At 49.9% G+C, this 21,089-nt stretch carries 23 protein-coding genes and 2 tRNA genes; 6 read left to right on the top strand and 19 right to left on the bottom strand.

Annotation, left to right across the window (positions count from 1 at the left end):
• Nucleotides 1-39: 39 nt before the first annotated feature.
• The 6 genes from NYE70_RS00870 to NYE70_RS00845 all read right to left on the bottom strand — a co-directional run bounded on the left by NYE70_RS00870 (nucleotide 40) and on the right by NYE70_RS00845 (nucleotide 4,898).
• Nucleotides 40-495, bottom strand: a complete 456-nt coding sequence (locus NYE70_RS00870) for a YtxH domain-containing protein (protein WP_213654770.1) — start codon at nucleotides 493-495, stop codon at nucleotides 40-42.
• Between the two features lie 151 nt (nucleotides 496-646).
• Nucleotides 647-1,075 (bottom strand): DUF86 domain-containing protein, encoded by a 429-nt coding sequence (locus NYE70_RS00865; protein WP_211021042.1) that lies wholly within the window; start codon nucleotides 1,073-1,075, stop codon nucleotides 647-649.
• Nucleotides 1,076-1,131: 56 nt separating this feature from the next.
• Complete coding sequence (locus NYE70_RS00860) at nucleotides 1,132-1,419, bottom strand: Dabb family protein (RefSeq protein ID WP_213654769.1); 288 nt, start codon at nucleotides 1,417-1,419, stop codon at nucleotides 1,132-1,134.
• 198 nt (nucleotides 1,420-1,617) lie between these two features.
• A complete protein-coding gene (locus tag NYE70_RS00855; protein WP_445323821.1) occupies nucleotides 1,618-2,928 on the bottom strand; it encodes a 6-phospho-beta-glucosidase in 1,311 nt (436 codons plus the stop codon).
• On the bottom strand, nucleotides 2,925-3,914 hold the full coding sequence (locus NYE70_RS00850) for an N-acetylglucosamine kinase (protein WP_341044724.1): 990 nt from the start codon (nucleotides 3,912-3,914) through the stop codon (nucleotides 2,925-2,927). Before NYE70_RS00850 ends, NYE70_RS00855 begins: the two co-directional genes overlap by 4 nt.
• 96 nt (nucleotides 3,915-4,010) lie before the next feature.
• On the bottom strand, nucleotides 4,011-4,898 hold the full coding sequence (locus NYE70_RS00845) for an AraC family transcriptional regulator (RefSeq protein ID WP_341044723.1): 888 nt from the start codon (nucleotides 4,896-4,898) through the stop codon (nucleotides 4,011-4,013).
• A gap of 230 nt (nucleotides 4,899-5,128) precedes the next feature.
• On the opposite strand from NYE70_RS00845, the gene NYE70_RS00840 reads away from it, so the two are divergent.
• The 3 genes from NYE70_RS00840 to NYE70_RS00830 all read left to right on the top strand — a co-directional run bounded on the left by NYE70_RS00840 (nucleotide 5,129) and on the right by NYE70_RS00830 (nucleotide 5,706).
• Nucleotides 5,129-5,437 (top strand): hypothetical protein, encoded by a 309-nt coding sequence (locus tag NYE70_RS00840; protein ID WP_290407756.1) that lies wholly within the window; start codon nucleotides 5,129-5,131, stop codon nucleotides 5,435-5,437.
• Nucleotides 5,438-5,545: 108 nt separating this feature from the next.
• Nucleotides 5,546-5,621, top strand: a tRNA-Ala gene (locus NYE70_RS00835).
• A 12-nt stretch (nucleotides 5,622-5,633) separates the two neighbouring features.
• Nucleotides 5,634-5,706, top strand: a tRNA-Lys gene (locus NYE70_RS00830).
• Between the two features lie 114 nt (nucleotides 5,707-5,820).
• On the opposite strand, the gene NYE70_RS00825 is transcribed toward NYE70_RS00830, so the two are convergent.
• Nucleotides 5,821-6,810 (bottom strand): glycoside hydrolase family 43 protein, encoded by a 990-nt coding sequence (locus NYE70_RS00825; protein ID WP_341044722.1) that lies wholly within the window; start codon nucleotides 6,808-6,810, stop codon nucleotides 5,821-5,823.
• A 285-nt stretch (nucleotides 6,811-7,095) separates the two neighbouring features.
• Between NYE70_RS00825 and fabV the strand changes: the two genes are divergently transcribed.
• On the top strand, nucleotides 7,096-8,289 hold the full coding sequence (gene fabV, locus NYE70_RS00820; protein WP_341044721.1) for an enoyl-ACP reductase FabV: 1,194 nt from the start codon (nucleotides 7,096-7,098) through the stop codon (nucleotides 8,287-8,289).
• 113 nt (nucleotides 8,290-8,402) lie between these two features.
• Here the strand turns inward: fabV and NYE70_RS00815 are convergent, their stop codons facing one another.
• From NYE70_RS00815 to NYE70_RS00795, 5 genes are all read right to left on the bottom strand, one after another.
• The gene (locus tag NYE70_RS00815) at nucleotides 8,403-9,395 is read right to left on the bottom strand and encodes a helix-turn-helix transcriptional regulator (RefSeq protein WP_341044720.1); all 993 of its coding nucleotides are present in this window, start codon (nucleotides 9,393-9,395) and stop codon (nucleotides 8,403-8,405) included.
• 70 nt (nucleotides 9,396-9,465) lie between these two features.
• The gene (locus NYE70_RS00810; protein WP_341044719.1) at nucleotides 9,466-9,963 is read right to left on the bottom strand and encodes a DinB family protein; all 498 of its coding nucleotides are present in this window, start codon (nucleotides 9,961-9,963) and stop codon (nucleotides 9,466-9,468) included.
• 216 nt (nucleotides 9,964-10,179) lie between these two features.
• Nucleotides 10,180-11,529 (bottom strand): lytic polysaccharide monooxygenase, encoded by a 1,350-nt coding sequence (locus NYE70_RS00805; protein WP_341044718.1) that lies wholly within the window; start codon nucleotides 11,527-11,529, stop codon nucleotides 10,180-10,182.
• A 518-nt stretch (nucleotides 11,530-12,047) separates the two neighbouring features.
• Nucleotides 12,048-12,887, bottom strand: coding sequence for a patatin-like phospholipase family protein (locus NYE70_RS00800; protein ID WP_341044716.1), 840 nt, complete (start codon nucleotides 12,885-12,887; stop codon nucleotides 12,048-12,050).
• A gap of 183 nt (nucleotides 12,888-13,070) precedes the next feature.
• Complete coding sequence (locus NYE70_RS00795; RefSeq protein WP_211021029.1) at nucleotides 13,071-13,187, bottom strand: sporulation protein YjcZ; 117 nt, start codon at nucleotides 13,185-13,187, stop codon at nucleotides 13,071-13,073.
• 185 nt (nucleotides 13,188-13,372) lie between these two features.
• On the opposite strand from NYE70_RS00795, the gene NYE70_RS00790 reads away from it, so the two are divergent.
• Nucleotides 13,373-13,597: a hypothetical protein gene (locus tag NYE70_RS00790; protein WP_341044714.1), complete on the top strand. Its 225-nt coding sequence runs from the start codon at nucleotides 13,373-13,375 to the stop codon at nucleotides 13,595-13,597.
• 34 nt (nucleotides 13,598-13,631) lie between these two features.
• On the opposite strand, the gene NYE70_RS00785 is transcribed toward NYE70_RS00790, so the two are convergent.
• Nucleotides 13,632-14,273, bottom strand: a complete 642-nt coding sequence (locus tag NYE70_RS00785) for a DedA family protein (RefSeq protein ID WP_211021028.1) — start codon at nucleotides 14,271-14,273, stop codon at nucleotides 13,632-13,634.
• Between the two features lie 128 nt (nucleotides 14,274-14,401).
• Nucleotides 14,402-14,941, bottom strand: a complete 540-nt coding sequence (locus NYE70_RS00780; RefSeq protein ID WP_211021027.1) for a PadR family transcriptional regulator — start codon at nucleotides 14,939-14,941, stop codon at nucleotides 14,402-14,404.
• A gap of 206 nt (nucleotides 14,942-15,147) precedes the next feature.
• Between NYE70_RS00780 and baiCD the strand changes: the two genes are divergently transcribed.
• Complete coding sequence (gene baiCD / locus NYE70_RS00775; RefSeq protein WP_341044712.1) at nucleotides 15,148-17,073, top strand: bile acid Fe-S flavoenzyme BaiCD; 1,926 nt, start codon at nucleotides 15,148-15,150, stop codon at nucleotides 17,071-17,073.
• Between the two features lie 76 nt (nucleotides 17,074-17,149).
• On the opposite strand, the gene pstB is transcribed toward baiCD, so the two are convergent.
• The 5 genes from pstB to NYE70_RS00750 all read right to left on the bottom strand — a co-directional run bounded on the left by pstB (nucleotide 17,150) and on the right by NYE70_RS00750 (nucleotide 21,079).
• Nucleotides 17,150-17,908 carry a phosphate ABC transporter ATP-binding protein PstB gene (pstB, locus tag NYE70_RS00770; RefSeq protein ID WP_211021025.1) on the bottom strand — a complete coding sequence of 253 codons (759 nt, stop codon included), beginning with the start codon at nucleotides 17,906-17,908 and terminating at the stop codon, nucleotides 17,150-17,152.
• 10 nt (nucleotides 17,909-17,918) lie between these two features.
• Nucleotides 17,919-18,806 carry a phosphate ABC transporter permease PstA gene (gene pstA / locus NYE70_RS00765; RefSeq protein WP_341044710.1) on the bottom strand — a complete coding sequence of 296 codons (888 nt, stop codon included), beginning with the start codon at nucleotides 18,804-18,806 and terminating at the stop codon, nucleotides 17,919-17,921.
• Complete coding sequence (pstC, locus tag NYE70_RS00760) at nucleotides 18,803-19,705, bottom strand: phosphate ABC transporter permease subunit PstC (RefSeq protein ID WP_211021023.1); 903 nt, start codon at nucleotides 19,703-19,705, stop codon at nucleotides 18,803-18,805. The genes pstA and pstC overlap by 4 nt, the downstream gene beginning before the upstream one ends.
• Before the next feature lie 77 nt (nucleotides 19,706-19,782).
• A complete protein-coding gene (locus tag NYE70_RS00755) occupies nucleotides 19,783-20,721 on the bottom strand; it encodes a phosphate ABC transporter substrate-binding protein (protein WP_211021022.1) in 939 nt (312 codons plus the stop codon).
• 163 nt (nucleotides 20,722-20,884) lie between these two features.
• Nucleotides 20,885-21,079 carry a hypothetical protein gene (locus NYE70_RS00750; protein WP_211021021.1) on the bottom strand — a complete coding sequence of 65 codons (195 nt, stop codon included), beginning with the start codon at nucleotides 21,077-21,079 and terminating at the stop codon, nucleotides 20,885-20,887.
• Nucleotides 21,080-21,089: the final 10 nt, after the last annotated feature.

The raw sequence follows: 21,089 nt of genomic DNA, 5'->3' as shown, positions 1-21,089 counted from the left end.
CCCTTTCGGGTCTCCTTGTTCTTATGCTTGAATTACATATTATAATTTTTGTTCCGTTTCCCCTTCGATGACTGCAGCGGCTGTCTCCACTGTAGTTTCGGCCTCTTCCGGCTCTACCGCAGCCGCCGCCTCAACTTCCGCTTCTTCGGCTATACCGACTACGGCCGTCTCATCGGAAGTAACCTCTTCTTCCCCGAACGAGGAAATCAGCACTTCCTTGTCTTCGATTTCCGTGTTCCCCTTGGCCGCACGCCATGCTTGGAAATCATTAACCAGTCCTTCGGCCGTTTCCTTTACCTTGCCTGCCAGTTGGCTGCTTTGTTCGCCAACCTTCTCAGCGACCTGTTGCGTTTTCTCGCTAACCTGACGCGCCCCGTCGGCGATATCCTTGCGGAGCTCGCGTCCCGGTTTCGGAGCGAACAGCAACGCAGTTACCCCGCCAAGAACCGTACCAATGGCGGCACCCCAGATCAAGCCTTTAGTTTCTTTTTTCACGCTTCATCTCTCCCTTGTCGGCATTATCCCGGATCTTCCCTGACGTAAACGGCGATCCCTGTGTTTACCGGGCAAATGCCTATATCGATAATGTATTATAAGCACCTTGGGCTTATCCCGTCACACATCCCGAGAAAAAAAGAGGCTCCGGTCAGACTGTGATCCCTTCCTTATCCAAATACGCCCGAACTCTGCCCGCAAAATCATCCAGCAGTTGCGGAAGAAGTCCCGCCAGCGCATGAGCGCCGCTCCGGTCCCAATCGAAATATTCCTGAACGAGCGGCTTCCGTAACCGGACCAGGCGGGTCAGCATTTGAAACAACTCCTCGCCGATCACCTTTTCGTCATGCATGATGTCAACGATATCCTCGTAGCTGCTTGCATCTCGCATAATAAAGCCGTCGATCAAATAACTCCCTACGTCCGTTACGATCTCAATCGCCAAATGAAGCGCTCTCTCTTCGGCAAACCGTTCGAGCAATGACGCTTCGCGGGCGGAGCCGGCAGCTTCGACAACTTGCACAAGCTCAGGAATTACATTCAGCCGGCGTTCGATTTGTTCCCGGTTCACATAATACATGGCATGTTCTCCTTCGTGATCAATAGATGAACTTATGAAATCCGTTTAATTAAGATCTAAAATTCGAAATCGACGGCTACCTGGCTTTCCCGGACCTGCGTCATATGCTCGATTACTTTTTTGTGCTCGGGATGAACCTGATAGCCTTCCAGATCCTCCAGAGAATCAAATGTTGCCACTAGTGCGATATCGTAGGAACGCGCGGATTTAACCACATCGATCCCGACCTCCAGCTCCCGGAGCTGCTCTACTTTTCCCTTCAGGTCGCGCAGCACGCCGGCCGTAGTTGCAATGCTTTCCGGGGAGGAGTCCTTCAATTTGAACAACACGATATGCTTGATCATTCCGCAATCTCTCCTTCAACGATAGTGGCCGTTTCGGCCTATGCTTGTCCAACTGCTCTAATCAAAATATATCATAACGGTCAGAAGCAAGGAAGGAAGCTTTTGTACTGTGGAATCAGGAACGAGATAAGCCCGCAAAAAAAGCAGCCCGGGGCCAGATGATCCCAAGGCTGCTGTGGTCATGCAAAACTGATTAAATTAAGCAAAGAAGTTCGGAAGATAACGCTTGTGAGCCTCCAGCAATTCTTCCAGCAGCACCTTGGCGATGGAGACCGAAGGCACGAGCGGATGATGAACCATCGCTTGCAGGGCAAGCCCCCGATCTCCGCTGACGGCCGCGTCGATCGCCAGGCTTTCATAGGTTTTCACCGCATGCAGCAATCCTTTGATTTGCTGCGGAACATGCTTCGGCACAAGTGGAATCGGGCCCCCCGAGGTAACGACACAGTTAATTTCGATACTGGCATCTTCCGGCAGGAAATCATAAATTCCGCCGTTTCGCACATTGAGGGTTTGAATATCGTTCCGGCCCAGATAAAGCGACTGCATTAAATGAACCGCTGCCTCGGAGTAGAACGCTCCGCCCCGCTGCTCCAATTGTTTCGGTTTGTCCTCCAGGGTCTCGTCGGCATAGAGCTCAAACAATTCTTTCTCTACACGGCTCACGACATCGGCCCGTGTCCCATCCTTTTCAAGCGCTGTTTTCTCCTCTTCAAGCATTTCCGTCGTCATATAGTAATATTTCAGATAATACGTCGGAATACAGACGAGGGATTGCAAAAATTCCGGATCCCAGCCCATGGTAGGTACGTTTTTGGCTGTATATTCGCCCTTGCCCATCAGCAATTCCGGCAATCTTTCTTTACCGTCCACTAGTGCCGAGGTTACCCAGTGCAGGTGGTTGATTCCGACAAATTCGGGTAAAACCTGGCTTTCGGGCGTTTGGTAGGCTTCGGCAAGAAATTTCTTGAAATTGATCGGTGAGTTGCATAAGCCTACGGTTTTCACGCGGGAATATTTGGTCACCGCCTCCGTTACCATTCCGGCCGGATTCGTAAAATTCAGCATCCATGCGTTCGGAGCCAATTCTTCGATATCTCGGCAAATATCCAGGATGACCGGAATGGTACGGAGCGCTTTGAACATGCCTCCCGGACCCGTCGTTTCCTGGCCGATAACTCCGTGACGGATCGGAATATGCTCATCCAGCTTCCGGGCTTCCAAAAGGCCTACGCGCATTTGGGTAGTAACGAAATCAGCGCCCTGAATCGCCGCCCGCCGGTCCAGCGTCAAATGGACCTGCATGGGAAGTCCTGATTTTTTTACCATCCGTTTCGCCAGACTTCCTACGATTTCAAGCTTGTGTCTGCCTTCTTCAATGTCAACGAGCCATAATTCGGATACCGGCATATCCGAGTAGCCTTTGATCAAGCCTTCCACCAGTTCAGGCGTATAGGATGAGCCCCCGCCAATGACAGCAATTTTGATTTTCCGTTGATCCTTCACTATCTCGCATCCCCTTTCAAATCGTCAAATGAAACAGTATTCAGATTATTCATCACTTGGGTCCCGGCTTGAATTCCCGCCTGATCCATTGCGCTTAGTACAGCGCCCGCAACCGGCTCCATGGTGATTCTCGTGATTTTCGCCTGCGGAGCCGTGAGGCGTATCCTCTTTGCCAGCGCATCCTGCATAATAGCCGGCACGCTTTTGGCCAGCACGCTCCCGCCCAAAACGACGTCGAATTCTTCATTCTCCATCCCAAGACGCTGGATCAATGCGGCTGCGGCATTGCCAAGCTCAACCCCCTGCTCGGCAAGAATACCGACCGCCACCTCATCACCCTCTCCCGCTGCCCGGAAGATCAGCTCAGCTAAGTGCAGCGGAGGCGCATAACCCTCATCCAAGGCTGCATCCAGCATATCCGGTACGCTTGCAAATCCTGTCGTCTCCAAGACCATGTCATGCAGGAGGGTCGGTCTGCCGCGGCCGTCCCAAGCACGTACCGCCGAACGGAACGCAAAGTTGGCCATGTCCCGGCCCGATCCCTGCCCATCCCCGAATAAATAACCGAAACCGCCATATTGGAGTTCCTCTCCCGCCCGGTTCCTTGCCGCCGCATTAAACCCGGTGCCGCTGATGACAACGGCTCCGTAAGGACGGTCCGTTCCGGCGCGCATAGCGATCATGGTATCGCAGGCAATGGCGTGTCTCGGAAAGCCGAGCTTGGCGATCATCGGCCGGAGAATGGCATAATCAGGTTCCCGGTCCGCCCCGGCAAGCCCGAAATAAGCAAATTCCACCTCAGCCGGCTTCAGACCCGCTTCCCTTAGCGCGTTGGAACACGCTGATGCTATATTCTTCTCTGCATCCAGCGGATTGGTCTGGTGATTTCCGTTACCGGAGACTCCCCGACCTACGGTCTCACCCTTCTCGTTCACCAGCAAACAAAAAATTTTACTTCCTCCTGCATCAACACCCATATAAAACTTCATCCCGCATCTCTCCTTCACCATTAGCATACAAAAAAGGACTATCGCAATTCCTCTGCAATAGTCCTCTATAATGATACTATCTTACTGTTTCGAGTCTTATTCGGTTTTACCGCGAAGCCGTCTTCTTAAAACGCTCGGCGTTACCCCGATATGATGAAGAAATAACCGGTTAAAATTGGATAAGTTGCGAAATCCGGCGGCCTCGGCAATTTCAAGTACACTCAGATCATCTTCCTCCAGCAGCTTGACAGCGTATTCAAGCCGCAGTTGAACCAGATAATTCATCGGCGACGATCCGACGATTTGACTAAATAACACACTGAAGCGAGAGGGACTTAAATGAACCAGATCGGCTAACTCCTTCAAGGACCAGGGCTTCGCCAAGTCTGCATCCATCGTTTGGATCACCTCGCGGATTTGCTCCAAATGTTTCGTGCTGGCGTACCCGAATGTGTCTTGCTCCGTGCGGAAACGCCGGTTAATTTCCGCCATGAACAACAGTAGCAGCCCGCGGACAGCCGAGATGAAGGAAGGCTGGCCCAACTCATACTCCCGCTGCATTTTTTCAATATATTCGCCCAGCAATGGACTGGACGGATGTGTATGAGAAATGTGATTCGAGAATCTCGTTCCCGTATGTCTGAATGGCTGCAAAATATCCGGATCGTATCTCTGTTCCGCTCCTAGTAATGCGGGTTCAAACATCACGATCACCATCTCCAGGTTTTTGCTTTCATAGGCACGGTGCAGATCATGGGAGTCGATCAGAAACAGATCCCCCTGCTCGAAATGATATTCCCGGCCATTGATCGTATAAATCCCGCTGCCGCCGGTAATCCAGTTAATCTCGAGCGCCCGGTGCCAGTGCAGCCGCTGAAAGGAAGGTGTCACCCCCTTGGAGCTCGAAATCGAGAGCGGAAACCTTGACGGCAAGATTATTTGGTCCGGCTGAATATGAAGCGAAGACGAAGTCGAAGGCTTCACCTTAATTCCTCCTTTTGCTCCCATGTAAATCGCTTTATATAAAAGCAAACATCAAAATCCGCCTTACCTGTCTATTGAACCACACCCTATATGACCGCACAATAGCGTTGCAAACCTGAATGTTTTCCAAAGTAACCACACCGAAAGACCACCGGCATATCATCTTTCTTAGCGTTGTCCAAACCCTATCAAACTATTAAACATATCATATAGTGAAGGGGGTGATATACATGCGCACATTGCAATTTCTGTTGAATACCCCGCTACGCACACGAATGCGGACACTCCAGGCCAGGCTCGAGCTGCTGGAGAACAGGATTGACCAATTAGAATCGACCATCGAGGCCTCTAAATTTCCGGATGCCGAAACCTACGAGAAGTTAGCCAAGTCGGAAGGAAGGTTTTTGACGGTTATCGCCGGAGAATCCGTGATTCAAGGAACTCTCGTATCTGTCCAAACAGAATCTCTCGAACTGATCGATGATTCCGGACAAGTCGTAATGATTCCATTTCCGAGAATTACCGCAGTCCGCTTCTAATTTTAGGGCAGTATTTTATCCGGCAAGGTAGCCGGATATTTTTTTCAAAAAAAATTCTTGACATCAAGCAACCATTTTTATAAAATAAAATAGTCGCTTATGAGACAAGGGGCCTTAGCTCAGCTGGGAGAGCGCATCGCTGGCAGCGATGAGGTCAGGGGTTCGATCCCCCTAGGCTCCACCATATTACTTCTACGGATCGTTAGCTCAGTTGGTAGAGCATTCGACTCTTAATCGACAGGTCCAGGGTTCGAGTCCCTGACGATCCATACCGAGTTTATATGAAACATCCAGCAGAAATGCTGGATGTTTTTGTTTTATCCGGGCAAATAAATAAAAAACAGCCGCCCCGATACAAGATTCGGAGCAGCTGCTTGCTTTTGTTATTCTTCGTTTTTATAGGGCTCAATCGTCTGGATCGTACCGTCATCATTGTATTTTAATTCGGTATACTTGACGCAGCGCTTATTGTCGGCTCCACCGGACAAGGAACTGTCATGATAAAATAAGTACCATTTCTCCTTGAACTGGACGATGGAATGATGAGTGGTCCACCCAACTACTGGAGTAAGGATTTTTCCTTGATATTGATAAGGACCCATCGGATTCTTACTGATAGCGTATACAATACTGTGTGTAGTACCTGTAGAATAGGACAGATAGTAATAGTCGTTATACTTGTGAACCCACGGTCCTTCAAAGTAACGTCTCTCTTCATCTCCGGCAAGGATCGGATTGCCGTCCTCATCCACGATCGAAATCTCCTGTGGCCGTGCTTTAAATGTAAGCATGTCTTCGCTTAATTCCGCAACGATCGGACCAAGTGCTGGTTCCGTAGGAGCCGGACCTTCAGCATCTGGATTGTAGGTGCCGGTTTGCCATTTCTCTAACTGACCTCCCCATAGTCCACCGAAATACATATAGGCTCTATCGTCCTGGTCAATGAAAACGGCAGGATCGATGCTGAAGCTTCCAGGAATATACTCCGGCTCCGGCGTGAACGGACCCGCAGGGGAAGAGCTCTTGGCTACGCCGATTCGGAACACGCCTTCATGGTCCCTAGCCGGGAAGAATAAATAATAGGTATTGTTCTTATAAGCGGCATCAGGGGCCCATAGCTGCTGACTGGCCCAAGGAATATCCTTAAGATGAAGCACCTCACCATGATCCACGCACGGAGCCCCTGCATCGTCCATGGACAAAACATGATAATCCTCCATGTCATATTGGTCCCCGTTATCATTTGAAAGCTTCTCATGGTCTAAGTCATGGGAAGGATAGATAAAGATTTTACCTTCAAAATCATGAGCCGAAGGATCTGCGGTATAAATATGAGTCACGATAGGCTCATTGGGTTGTGCAGGTTTTGTCACGTCTTTTCCTCCTATTTAACTGAAATGCATGCGTTTTCATCGTATCAGATAAACAGTATCCTGTGAATTCATGAAAGTATAGGTTATATCCCAAAAACTTTAGTTGTTCCTTCATCTGCTCAGTCGGGGTTTAGGGGCGCACAAAGTCTTTAGCAGCAAAATTCCATCATTTGACCCCCTGAATCCGTGCGCTCTTTTTCAAAATGAAAAATACAGGTACAATAGATAAGATTAATAAAAATTTAAAGAATGCTGTACTCACATTAGAAAGGAAAACATCAATCTATGATCATTAAACCACGGACACGCGGCTTTATTTGTACGACGTCGCATCCGGCAGGATGCGAGCGCCAGGTAGAGCAGCAAATTGATTACGTCAAAAACCAAACGGCCATTCAGGGGCCGAAAAATGTGCTTGTCATCGGAGCTTCGACCGGATATGGCCTTGCTTCCCGCATTGTTGCCGCTTTTGGAGCGCAGGCCAACACAGTGGGCGTCTACCGTCCAAGCGCCGCCAGCGCAACCCGGACTGCCTCGGCAGGCTGGTACAATTCCGCTGCATTCGAAAAGGCCGCTCAGGCGGCCGGACTTAAGTCCTTCAGCGTGACGGGAGACGCCTTCTCTGAAGAGACCAAGGCGAAAACCGCCGAATTAATCCGAAGCGAGCTGGGCCAAGTTGATATGGTCGTATACAGCGTGGCTACCGCCCGCCGGACCGACCCGGTTACCGGGCAGCCTCGCACCTCCGTGCTGAAACCGATCGGCAAACCGTATACGAATAAAACGGTGAACTTCCATACCGGAGAAATCAGCGATATTACTCTTGAACCCGCCACAGACCAAGAAATCGAGGATACGGTATTTGTGATGGGAGGCGAGGATTGGCAGGAATGGATCAACGTTCTGGAAAATGCCGGAGCGCTGGCCCCGAATGCTGTCACCGTCGCTTACTCTTACATCGGATCGCAAATTACGATGCCGATCTACCGGGAAGGCACGATCGGCCGGGCGAAGGATCATTTGGAGGAAACCGCCCGGAAGCTGGACGAACGGCTCTCAGCGAACGGTGGCGGGCATGCCTATGTCGTCGTGAGCAAGGCGCTCGTTACGCAATCCAGCTCGGCGATTCCAATCGTTCCGCTGTATATGTCGGCGCTGTACAAAACGATGAAAGAAAAAGGGATTCACGAAGGGACCATCGAGCAGATGTACCGGTTATTCTCCAACAGACTATACGGGTCGCAAGCCGTTCCGGTCGATGAAGAAGGCCGAATCCGTCTCGATGATTGGGAGATGCGCGAGGACGTGCAAACGGAAGTCACAAAGCTCTGGGATAACCTGACGACGGACAATATTTATGATCTGTCCGATCTCGAAGGCTTCCGTCGCGAGTTCTTCCAGCTGTTCGGCTTTGAAGTCGATGGCGTGGACTATGAAGCGGACACCGATCCGATTGTTGAAGTAGTCAATCAAAAATAAACCGCACATGCAAAAAACGGTTGGACAAAGGGAAATCCCCTCTGCTCCAACCGTTTTTTTAATTTAAATCGTATGAATGCGATCAGATTACAGATCGTCAGCGGTATTGCGTCTTAATGAGGTTTCTCTCCAACTTTCCCTTTCATCTCGGCATAATACGCCGCCACCTCCGCGCTGACCTGAACCAATCGTTCAATCAAGGATAATGGTTCGAGAATACTTAGCGCTTTGCCGTAAGGCAACAAAAAATACGGAACGTAGGATACCAAAGCGGCTTGTCCAATCCGGAACAGCGCCTCTTCCGGTTCACGGGAGATCAGCGCGTGTCCGAACAACCAGTGGCGGCCAAGCTCATTCAAGGCCTGTTCGGGCCCGGCAATCCGCACATTGACCATCGTCTCTCCATCAAGTGAGCCGGGAAGCAGGCTCTCCAGCAGGTGGGCCTTGGCGGAAAAGCCGCCAGGCCTATCAAACCTTTGCTCCGTCGGCCGCAGTTCCACGACCCGGTCGGCCCGAAAGCTCCGTATCGTTTGCCGCAGCCGGCAGTATCCAACCGTATACCAGCAGCCTTTCCAATGGACAATACCATAGGGATCGAAATCTCTTGAAACCGGCGGCTCGCTCCGGCCTTTATCATAAACCATTTCAAGAGTCATTCCCTGGGCCGCCGCTTCCTCAAGCTGTTGAAGAAAGGATCGTTCCCGCTCCTCCAAAGGCGGATAAATCACCGACACCCCTTGGTCATGGAGCTCCAGCCGAAGAAGCTGCTCATCATTCGTATAAAGCTTCAATTTGTCGATCGCCCGCTCCAGGCTTTCCGAATGGGGGTAGCCCGCCTCCCTGGCAAAGGTCGATGCATGGACCAAGGCTTTTTGTTCCTCCTGATCAAACAGTAAGGGGGATTCAGCAAACCGCCCTAATATGCGGTATCCGCCGCCCGGGCCCGAATCCGCGATAATCGGGGCACCGCTTGCGCACAATGAATCTATGCAACGGTATACTGTTCGAATATGAATTTCCAGCTTGTCTGCCAACTCCCTAGCGGTCAGTTTCCTCCCGGAGCGGAGCAGCCACAGAATGGACAGCATGTGGTCGGATTTGGACATGTCGGATTCCTTTCGGTTGTTGCCGGGAACCGCAAGCCAATCCCCGTTATTTTATTCCATTGTAACTTGTTTACTTTAGCGGTTCCATTCCTGCTTCAATCCAGGAATCATAAGTTTGTCCGTATACTTCCGGAATACGAAGTCCCGCTTGTCTCATAAGAACCGTCATCTGTCCCCGATGATGGGCCTGGTGCATTAGCGTAAACCGTAAAGTTACCCCGTTCGCCCAACTTTCTCCCATCATATCTACGGTTTCCAGCAGACTATCGTCGCTCCACTGCGTCTTCACCGCTTCAAGGAGTGCCCGGCTGATCCTGCCGTATTCCTCCGCAATCACTGCCGCCGAAGCAGGAACTTCCATTCCGCCCGCCGGTCCGTCAAAAACCAGACCGCATCCTGTCATATAGTGCGGAGAAAGAACCAGATGCCAGGCGATATCCCCAAGCGTTCTCCGGCCGGGAATCACTTCCATGGACAGCGAATCGTCCGTGAGCGCCGCCATTACCTTTTCCGTTAGCTTAAGCTCCTCTTCCCATTCCTTTGCAAAGTCATTGATTTTCACGAACATCATCATTCCTCCATTAGTTAAGGGATCTTGTACAAACCGAGTATATAAAAAAATCACTGACAGATTCGGTCAGTGATTTTTAAAGTAATTAATAAATTATTATTAAGTTACAATCAGAAGCTACAAAAAGAAGCTGTACTCGAGTAGTTACCCTACTGAAGCACAGCTCTACTCAATCAATATATTGTTCTAAAGCAGATGTTTATATCATATCTATTATTTCAACAACCAGAGGGCTGGCACATTGGAAGGTTCCCAGCCTGTCAGCGAGGTATGGCTCTGGCGGCATTCATAGGTGTTTCCGTTGTAGCTTACGAGCGTCCCGGCGGTGTAAGCTACATTCGGCGCCCAAGGCTGCGCGGCAGGTGGTGCTGCCGTCGTGGCGCTCACCGAATTGCTGGCCGCCGACTCGTTTCCGGCCGCGTCCACGGCACGAACCGTAAAGGTGTACGACGTGCTGGCACTCAGGCCGGAAACGGTGTATTCGGTCGTCGTGCCGGATACGGTTCCCGCCAGCGTAGTTCCGCGGTAAATTTTATAGCCGGTTACCCCAACGTTGTCGGTGGAAGGACTCCACATGAGCGTAACGCTGGAAGAAGTGGGAGTTCCCATGACATGCAGATTGCCTGGAGCAGTAGGCGCCTGCGTATCATTTACAACCTGGCTTGTCGTAACGTTCACGGTATTGCTGGCAGCGGACAAATTGCCCGCAGCATCCACTGCCTTCACCTGGAAGGAGTAAGCCGTATTCGCGGTCAAGCCGGTTACATTATAGTTCAAAGTCGATCCAGAGACCGCTGCAATTTGATTAGTTCCATTGTAAATCCGGTAACCCGTTACGCCTACGTTATCCGAGGAAGCGCTCCAGGATAAATTAACGCTGGTTGAAGTAACTCCGGAGAATGCGAGGGAAGATGGAGCAGTTGGCGCTTGCGTATCCACCGGATTGCTTCCGCCAAAATTAACATCGATAACGTTGTAGAAGGCATTAGCCGTGTCTGCGATTTCCCAAACCGCCAAAATGACATGATAACCGGTACGAGCCGGTACATTGCAAGTATCCGAGTACGTAAACGGAGGCCGTACGCCGCCGTAATCCACGGAGCAGAACGGTGTCAGATCAAAAGAATCCCGAGTCAACGGGGCATCCGGGTTCCAATTGGGTTTGGTAATATAATATTTCCAACTAGACGTTGCATGGGCCGCGGTCAACGTCCAGTGGAACGTATTCGTCCCCGAAGACATATTGACTTTGGTCCAGCGGTTTGCCGATTGCTCATCCAGTTTCGGGAAGATGCCGCCCGCACTGGCGATTTTGCCGTCAGCCGGTCCTGCAGCAGGGAATCCCTTCGGCGCTTCCAAGCTATGAGGTTCATAGACTACCGCACCGCAGTCCGTATTCTGACCAAGTTTGCAGAGATAACCCCGGCTACCCGGTGAATCTATATATCCGTGAGCAGAAGCTTTTTCAGCTAACAGGAACATACAAAAAACAGCAATCAACATAATCCCGAAAGAAGTAAGCGCCTTCAATAACAAAGAATTCGATAAACGAATAGAAGTCATTATCAAATACCTCCTTATAATTTGGACATGTCTTATCATTTTAAAGCGCTGTATAGTTATACTTTCCTGTCGCTCTTAACGACCAAACGCCTTCCCCCTCCCGTCTCTGAATTAGCCGTTATGAAAAAATCTCAGGCAAACTCGATGGCCGCGCACTCCCTTCTAAGCAAATTTATATAAACCTTGATAGGTTTATATACAACATGACAAAGATACCGTGGATGATTGCTGGAAATAGGGTAAGAAAATAGAGAAGAAGCTGAATCGGAAGCAAATAGACAAAACCGGAGATTCTATAAAAAGAGGAAGAAAAAAGTAAATATTGTATTCTTGTCCAATTATAACGCTAGTTATGAACTTTGTGTGAACTATCGTTGAAAAACGGTGATTTTTAACAAAAATTGTAGTTATTTATAATTTCTCTCGCTTTAACTTATTTATATTTGTCTCACAAATGTAAAATAAGCCCCGAACAGAGTCCGGAGCTTAGGGTAGAAAGATATTTTATTCGTCGTTCACTAGATCTCAAACAGCCTCCGGATGTCCTCGATTCGCCCGCTCGCCAATTCGTAGCCCTGTTGACAGGTCTCCCTCAGTTTGCCGATATCCTTTTCGAAGCTGTCTAAAGGTGTCTCGGGACGAAGAATAATCGCCCGCCCCTCTCGTTCAAGCTGTTCACAAAACGCCACCGTTTCATTGTATCGCTCATGCCTCGTAAGCAGCACTTCCTCCAGGTTCGGATACTTGCGGCGAAGAAGACGCGCCACGTGCGTATTTCGTTTGCTGAACGATTTTCTGTACCCCTTAGGTTGCGTCAACACAATCAAATGCTTATCATTTCCGTCTGCGATGGCCTTGCGGATGGGTATAGGGTCGCTCAACCCGCCGTCATAATACTTTTGACCATTCAGCTCGATCGCCGGAAATACAAGCGGTATGGCACAAGTGGCCCTAAGCATAGTCCATCGCTCGTCCGCTTCCATTCCATCCATATATTCCGCCATTCCCGTATGTGCATTCGTAACACCGACCAGAAGTCTGCCTGTATAATTACGATAGGTTAATGTATCAAACGGAATCAGCTTGGCCGGAATTTCTCCGAATACAAAATCAAGTCCGAACAAGCTGCGGCTCTTCAAAAAGTTTCGATAACCTATGTACCTGCGATCATGACGATACTTCTCCATAATTTCAAGATTTCTCCGCTTTTGCTTCGAAATATAGGAAATCCCGTTGCTGATTCCGGCGGACACTCCGATACAGTACGGGAACATTAGATCATGATCCAGAAGTGCATCCATGACCCCGGCACTGAAAATAGGACGGAGGGTTCCCCCTTCCAATACTAAACTAGGCACTTAAATCCTCCTTATTGCGCAAATGCTGAAAAGCGACTTTTTGAACTCACACTTAAATTAAAATCATCTTACTAAATCATAGTCCAAGGAGATAAATATGTAAATAACTGCTATAATCCCGATAAATTAGAAAGAACCCTGCCGCGGCAGAGTCCTTGGGTTCATGTTGAACTCAGATCGTATTTACACGAAGGTTCTAGATACAATAACCAAAAGGATGAACAATACCAAAATAACGCCGGTAGAAGTCCAGATTCCGCCTACGTATCCACCCTGATTTCCGTTATCGCAGCCCGACATGGCTTTCCCTCCCTTTTTTAATATACGGTATCATATTATGTTCTCCGGACTGAGGAAACGGCATATGCATAGTTCCAATAAAAATAATGCCGCTTAGCAGAGGTACCTTACTTCTTCACGCGCCTATATTTTAAAAGTAGCCTATTCAAGTCATATCCGGCCCGCATATCATAAATAAAGACGATTTGAAGCAGGTGGTACGTTTGCCCAACAGAGGAAGACCGTTAAATAAAAATAGAAACAAGAACCGCGGCAACAGCAGCAGCAATATCATCAGTGACGAAATTACTTCGGATGATTTGGCGATTATCGGGGCAGGATTGGCTGTCCTGGGAGATCTGTTTGCTTTTTTATCACTGATCAAGGTTCAACAAGAAGAAAAAGATGCGGCAGCCGGAAAAGAGAAATAAAAAAAGCGTGGGGACTCTCATCCCGACGCTTTTTCTATCCGAGCTCCTTTTTCGGGCCGGCATGCTTTAGCCGCCATTTTTTCCATCTGCGCCATCTCAAGTACAGGAGTCCGATCAGAAGCACTCCCAACCCGCTGAAGAAATAAACCAGGTACTTCTCCACCAACAGGATGACATGCTGCCATTGCTCTCCAAATATGTAGCCGATACCGACAAAGACGACAACCCATAGGGCCGCTCCCGGATATGCATACAGCGCAAAAGTACGGAAAGGCACCTGAATGATGCCGACGAAATAGCCAAAGAACTGTCTGACCCCCGGAATAAAGAAGCTGATCAGCAGCATCCTGTTCCCGTATTTGTCATAGGTCTTCCTCGTTTTCTCAAGATGGGAAGGCTTCAGGAAAAACCACTTGCCGTAACGCTGAACCAGCGGCGCCCCTACATGATGTCCAATGAGGTAGGTAATAGTAATGCCGATCACGGAGCCCGCGAACGCGACTAATATTGCGGGAAATAAAGAAAGAACCCCTTTATAGGCCAGATATCCCGTATATGTTAAGGTAGTCTGCCCCGGAGGCAGGGGCAATGCAATAAAATCCACAGGAAGTCCAAGCAGTAATACGAAGTATCCGTATTCCCGGAACATCCCTTCAATCCATTCCAGCAGGTTCATATTTAGGTTGTCTCCTCTTTCTCTGTTCCAAAGGCCCTTTCCGGAACACGCCGCCTGATCGTTCGTTATTAGTATGAACGGCGAAGCGATAATTCAAAATAGACTCCGGTCGTAATCTTTCCCGGACTTTAGTCCGAATTGGACAACCTGTCCTTCATTTGCTCTTCCATCGCTGAGATCAATTCTTTTTCCTTCTCCAGCATGTTCTGCGTATAAAAATACAATTCAGGCGAATACATCAAGTATTTGCTGTCCCCGACCGAAAGAGACAATTTTTCCAGCCGGCTCATCCGGTCCTGTATCATCTGCATACGGTATTCAAACAATCTGGTGCGGGTTTGCTCATTCAGAAGATTGTAATATGCCAGGCGGATACTCCATTCATCATCCACTTCGATCATTTCCGGCGTAAAGCAGTTAATTTTATCGTAAAAGTCCTTGCGGCCTTTTTCGGTAATGGCATAGACATGCCGGTTCGGTCTGCCTTCCTGTTCTTCCATCGTTTTGCTGACCATACCCTGCTCTTCAAACCGCCTTAATTTCGGGTAAAGCGAATTGTTATTGATGATTTTTTTATTATTCATGACAAATACGATATTTTTCTTAATCTCATAACCATGCTTAGGCCCCTGCATTAACTGGGCCAATATCAATAACTCGATTTCCATGCAAATCCTCCGAACCCTCGAATCAATTACATCGTTTCATATCCCTTTATTTTACTCTATTCGCCATAACGTGCCAATCACTTGTTTATAGGAGGATTTTCACATTGGTTGTGATACTTTTCACATATTTGTCTTCTACTCAATTTTATAATTAGGTTAAATTAACCTATGTTATATCATTCTTAATCTCGAGAGGAAGATGCAGCATGGCATTTCCAAATTTGTTCAGTCCGCATAAGATCGGAAGTATGGAGTTGAAGAACCGCATTATTCTGCCTGCCATGGGTACCAAAATGAATGAACCCGGCGGCTTCGTAAGCCAGCGGCTGATCGATTACCATGTGGCCCGCGCCAAAGGCGGATGCGGCTTGAACACCGTAGAAGTTACCACCGTGCATCCGACGGCTTTCACTGAAGATTCGCCAGCGCTGTTTGACGATAAATTTATCCCTGGCATGAAAAAATTGGCCGATAGTATCCGCGAAGCCGGCGGTAAGAGCTGTCTGCAACTATGGCATGGTGGAAAAGTCGCCTACAATCCGAACCAGGTCTCCTCATCTCCGATCGCGTTCGAGGGCGTTGCCATCGTGCCGAGAGAACTCGAAACTGCGGAAATCCCGGAAATGGTTCAAGCCTATGCGGAAACGGCGGCCCGTGCCAAGCAAGCGGGGTTTGACAGCGTGGAATTCCATGCCGGACACGGATATTTGCCTCAGCAATTTTTGAGCCCTGCCATGAATTTCAGGCAGGATGAATACGGCGGCTCCTGGGAGAACCGTACCCGATTCCCGCTGGAATGTATTCGAGCCATTCGCCGGGCGGTCGGCCCGGACTTTCCGATTCTGATGCGCATCTCCGCTATTGAGGATTTGCCGGGCGGACTGACACTGGAAGATATGAAGGCATTTTCTGTGCTCGCAGAGCAGGCCGGGATCGACGCGATTAACGTGTCGCGCGGAGTTCCTTCCGGGGCCGCGATCAAATATGAAGTGCCTCCGATCGATCTGCCGGTAGGCTTTAACGTTGATAATGCAACCCAGATCAAATCGGTGGTCGGCATTCCCGTCATTGCCGTAGGCCGCATCAACGATCCTGCGGTCGCCGACCGGATCATCGCCGCAGGGCTGGCCGACTTTGTCGCTATCGGCCGGGCTCAGCTTGCCGACCCGGAATTCTGCGCGAAGTCGGAAAGCGGCCGCGAAGCCGAGATCATCAAATGCGTCGGCTGCGACCAGGGCTGCTTCGACGGGTTCGTCAACCCGAACGTGCCGTTTATCAGCTGCATGTTCACCCCCGCCACCGGCCGGGAAAGCGAATATGAGCTTGTACCAGCCGAGCGGCCGAAACGGGTCCTCATCGCCGGAGGAGGACCGGCCGGGCTGGAAGCGGCCGTAACATTGAAGCGGCGCGGACATGAGCCGATCCTTTGCGAGAAGAGCCATATGCTCGGCGGACAGCTGTATATCGCCGGCGCGGCTCCGCGCAAAGAAGAGATGGCCAGTGCGGCGCTCGGCATGGGCGAGGCTGCGAAGCGGGCTGGCGTGGAGATTCGCCTGGACACGGAGGTCACGCCGGAATTGATCCGGGAGATTCAACCGGATGAAGTGATCCTCGCCATCGGCTCAACACCGGTCATCCCTCCTGTGAAAGGTGTGGACCGCGGACATGTCGTAGGCTCGCATGATGTCCTTTGGGGCACGGTACGCCCGGTAGGCAACATCGTCATCATCGGCGGCGGCCTCGTCGGCCTTGAAGTCGCCGAGCTGCTCGTCGAGCGCGGCCAGAAGGTGACCGTGGTTGAAATGCAAAACGAGGTGGCCGCGGATCTTGGACTGCTTCGCAAAATATGCGTGATGGAAAGTCTTTACGGCCACGGTGTACAGCTTATGACGAACACCAAGTGCCTCGCTATTGAATCGGACCGCGTCGTCGTCCTCCAAGGCGAAGAGGAAGTATCCATCCCTGCCGATTACGTCGTTCTCGCCGCCGGCTCCCGGGCCCTGGACAAACAAAAGCTTACCGATTGTCTTGAGGAATGCAGCATCCCTTACCATGTCATCGGCGACGCCAAACAGGCCCGCCGTGCCCTCAACGCGGTTTGGGAAGGCGCCAAAGTGGCACGATCCATCTAACACTAACACCATCCGAACATACAACAACCCGGCAGGCACTGAGCCAGCCGGGTTGTTTTTTTTATCCTTTTTCGTATCAGCCGAAACGTCCGGAAATATAATCATCCGTCCGTTTATCCGACGGGTTCGTGAAAATATTGCTCGTATCATCGTATTCAACCACTTCGCCCATCAGGAAAAACGCCGTCTTCTCCGATACGCGGGCCGCTTGATGCATATTGTGGGTCACGATAATGATGCTATAATCGCGCTTGAGCTCCGCGATCAGCTCTTCGATCTTTGCGCTCGAGATCGGGTCCAGGGCGGACGCCGGCTCATCCATCAAGATGATGCTCGGACTGACCGCAATCGATCTCGCAATGCAAAGACGCTGCTGCTGGCCGCCTGACAGGGAGAGCGCCGAACGGTTCAGCCTGTCTTTCGTCTCTTCCCACAAAGCAGCCTTCGTAAGCGATTCCTCCACGATCTGATCCAGCTTCTTCTTATCGCGGATACCATGGTAACGCGGACCAAAGGCAATATTCTCATAAATGGACTTATGAAACGGGTTCGGCCGTTGCCAAACCATTCCTATTTTTTGCCGTAGCAGAACCACATCGGTCTTGGGATCGTTGATATTTTCATTCCCGATCCAGATTTCCCCGGTGATCCGGGCGCCTCCGATCAAATCATTCATCCGGTTCAAGCTGCGCAAAAAGGTCGATTTCCCGCAGCCTGACGGGCCGATCAAAGCCGTTACCTGTCTGGATGCAAAGTCGAGAGAGATTCCTTTGACCGCTTGCTTTTCCCCATAGAACACGCTCAAATCCTTGGTGGACAATTCTATATTTTGCATGGGAGTCCTCCTATTTCGTAGCCGTAAATTTCTTGTGCAACAGACGGCCGATCCATCGTGCCAACAGGTTGAACAGCAGCACCATAAGAATCAGTACTGCGGAAGCTCCTGCGGCAATCTCCGGCGCATCCGGCGCAAGTCCCTCGGAATTGATCTTCCAGATGTGGACGGCCAGCGTCTCCGCAGGACGGAACGGGTTCAGCGGCGACATCGGGCTGAGCGGATTCCAATCCGAAAAGTCCAGTCGCGGACTGCTCATGCCTGCCGTAAACAGCAGGGCTGCGGCTTCACCGAACACGCGGCCGGCGGCCAGAATCGTACCGGTCAGAATAATCGGCAGAGCGATAGGAAGCATAATGGATTTGATCGTTTTCCATTTGGACAAGCCCAGCGCCAGACTGGCTTCTTTTTGGGCCTGGGGAACGCTTTGCATACCCTGCTCCGTAATCCGTACCATAAGCGGCAGGTTAAATACCGTCAACGCGAGCGCGCCTGAGAACAGCGAGAACCCAAAGCCGAATACATTGACAAAGACAAGCAAACCGAACAAACCAACCACGATCGACGGAAAAGAGGACAGCACCTCAACGATCAGACGTATAAAATCCGTAACTTTTCCCGGCTTAGCGTATTCGCTCATATAAATGCCCGCACCCAATCCGAGCGGAACTGTGATAAACATCGTCAATACTAACAAGAACAAAGAGTTGAATAATTGCGGTCCGATACCCCCGCCCTTCTTAATGGTTTCGGGAGGCGAGGTCAGGAAATCAAAACTGATGTGTCCAATGCCGCGCACGAGAATAAATCCGAGCAAACCGGCCATGATCAGAACGATGATACCAGCAAAAAATATAATGACTGCGGTAGCGATTTTATCTGCGGTTTTTGCGCTCATCGATTTGCTCTCCTTTCAAGAAACCGGACAATGAAGACGAAGACGAAGGTCATTAACATAAGAATTAAGGCCAGTGTCCAGAGGACGTTATTTTGAACCGAGCCCATAACCGTGTTCCCCATACTGAGTGTAATCGCGCTTGTTAGCGTCGACGCAGATTCAAACAGGGATTTTGGAATATGCGGCGCATTCCCGATAACCATCTGTACGGCAAGAGCTTCCCCAAACGCTCTAGCCATCCCCAGCACCACCCCGGTCATTAAAGCCGGCAATGTAGTTGGAATGACCGTACGTGCAAGAGTTTGCCAGCGTGTAGCACCAAGCGCATAAGAGCCCTCTTTTAGCCCCGGTGGAAGTGCGGCTAGAGCATCCGTAGCAATGGATGTCATGGTCGGAAGAATCATAATCGACAATACGCTAGCCCCGGCAGCGATCCCTAGACCTTGTCCGGGAAAAATGTCCCTATAAAACGGTACGATAACGCTGAGTCCAACAAACCCGTAGACAACGGACGGAATACCCGCCAGCAGCTCAATCGCCGGCTGAAGATATTTTCTACCGATCTTCGGCATAATTTCCACCATGAACAAGGCGGCGCAAATGCTGAGCGGGGCGGCGATGATCGCCGCCAAAATCGACGTACTGAATGAACCTATAATAAACGGCAGCGCACCGAATAACGGCGGCTCCCCTTCCGGTTTCCACTTGGTACCTCCGAAAATTTCTCCTAACGAGATTCCATTTTTAATAAAGGAACTAAAACCTTTGGTAGCGACAAAATAGACTAAGGAAAAAATAGTCACCACCAATAGCACGATGCATAAGGAGGTAAATACTTTACCAGTCCACTCTTCAATAATATGCTGTTTTAGTTTGCGTTTTTCTCTGGACTGAGCCATGAGACCTCTCCTTTTTTACAGCACAGAAAGAGGCAGATGGTTCCGCCTCTTGTCCTGCTGTATGATGTTCTCCGGAATTATTTCGTGATGTTACCGTCCACGTCGCGTTTAACTTGCATTTTGCTGGCCGGAATGTAACCAAGCTCAACAACATCGCCGTTTTGCACTTCCTCGGATGTCATGTAATCCAGGAATGCTTTTACAACTTCATTCGGCTCGCCTTTCGTGTACATATGCTCATAAGCCCATACCGGATAAGTACCATTCGCCACATTTTCTTCCGTTGCGTCCACGCCTTCATATTTCAATGTTTTCACGGAATCGTCCAGGTAAGAAAGAGCAAGGTAGCCGATAGCCCCAGGTGTTTCGCCTACAAGCTTCTTAACCGTACCGGAGGAATCCTCTTGGATTGCGCCCGCAAGATCTTCGGTTTTCGTTCCAAGCGCATATTTTTCAAAAGTGGCCCGGGTACCGGAGCTGGATGGTCTGTTGACGATTTGGATCGCTTGATCCGGACCGCCTGCATCTTTCCAGTTCGTAATTTTGCCTGTGAAGATTTGGACCAACTGATCTTTCGTCAGATTATCGATATTTACATCGGGGTTGACTACAGCTGCCATAGCTACGACTGCGACTTGGTGGTCAACCAATTCGCCGGCCGGTCCGGCTTCAAGCTTTTCTTCTGCAAATACGTCAGAGTTACCGATATCCGCTTGTCCGCCCGATACTTGAGTCAAGCCGGTACCGCTGCCGCCGCCTTGAACTTGAATCGATACTTTCGGATTTTTGTCCATAAAGCTTTTGGAAGCCTGATCCACCAATGGTTGCAAAGCGGAAGAACCAACGGCCAGGATAGAACCGGAAAGCTCGCTCGCCTTGTCATTTCCACCGTTTGCCGAACTGTTTGTCCCCGCATTATTTCCTGTAGCAGAATTGTTCGTTTTGTTTCCTTGACCGCATGCAGCCAAAGTAAATGTTAAAATCAGTGCCATAACCAGCATCAAGCTCTTTTTCATTGTGAAGGTTTCCCCCTTGATTTGTTTGTATAACCTGATTATAAAAAGCAAGTATCAATCCCGTGTTTTCGTTTTGTAAACGCAGTGTTAAAAATAAAAAAGACGATTGCATAGGACAATGCCCTAATACAACCGTCTGTAAACTTATAATGTATTCAATTCATCATGATACGCCCGTCTTCCGCCTACGAATCCTTTGACCGGCAATCACACCTAATAAAACTCCTGCCACTCCGAATATCGAAACGGAAGACACCACTTGATACGCCTGCCATCCCAACAGAAAGGCCAGTCCGCTGCCGAAGGTCGTTCCTGCCAAAAAGCCGATGGCCGGTCCGTTCAAAGCGTCTGTTTTCACTCGTTGCCGC

Source organism: Paenibacillus sp. FSL R5-0407 (assembly GCF_038009185.1).
Classification (GTDB): domain Bacteria; phylum Bacillota; class Bacilli; order Paenibacillales; family Paenibacillaceae; genus Fontibacillus; species Fontibacillus vini.
Note: the sequence above shows the minus strand (reverse complement) of the source record. Positions and strands in the feature narration are given on the sequence as shown.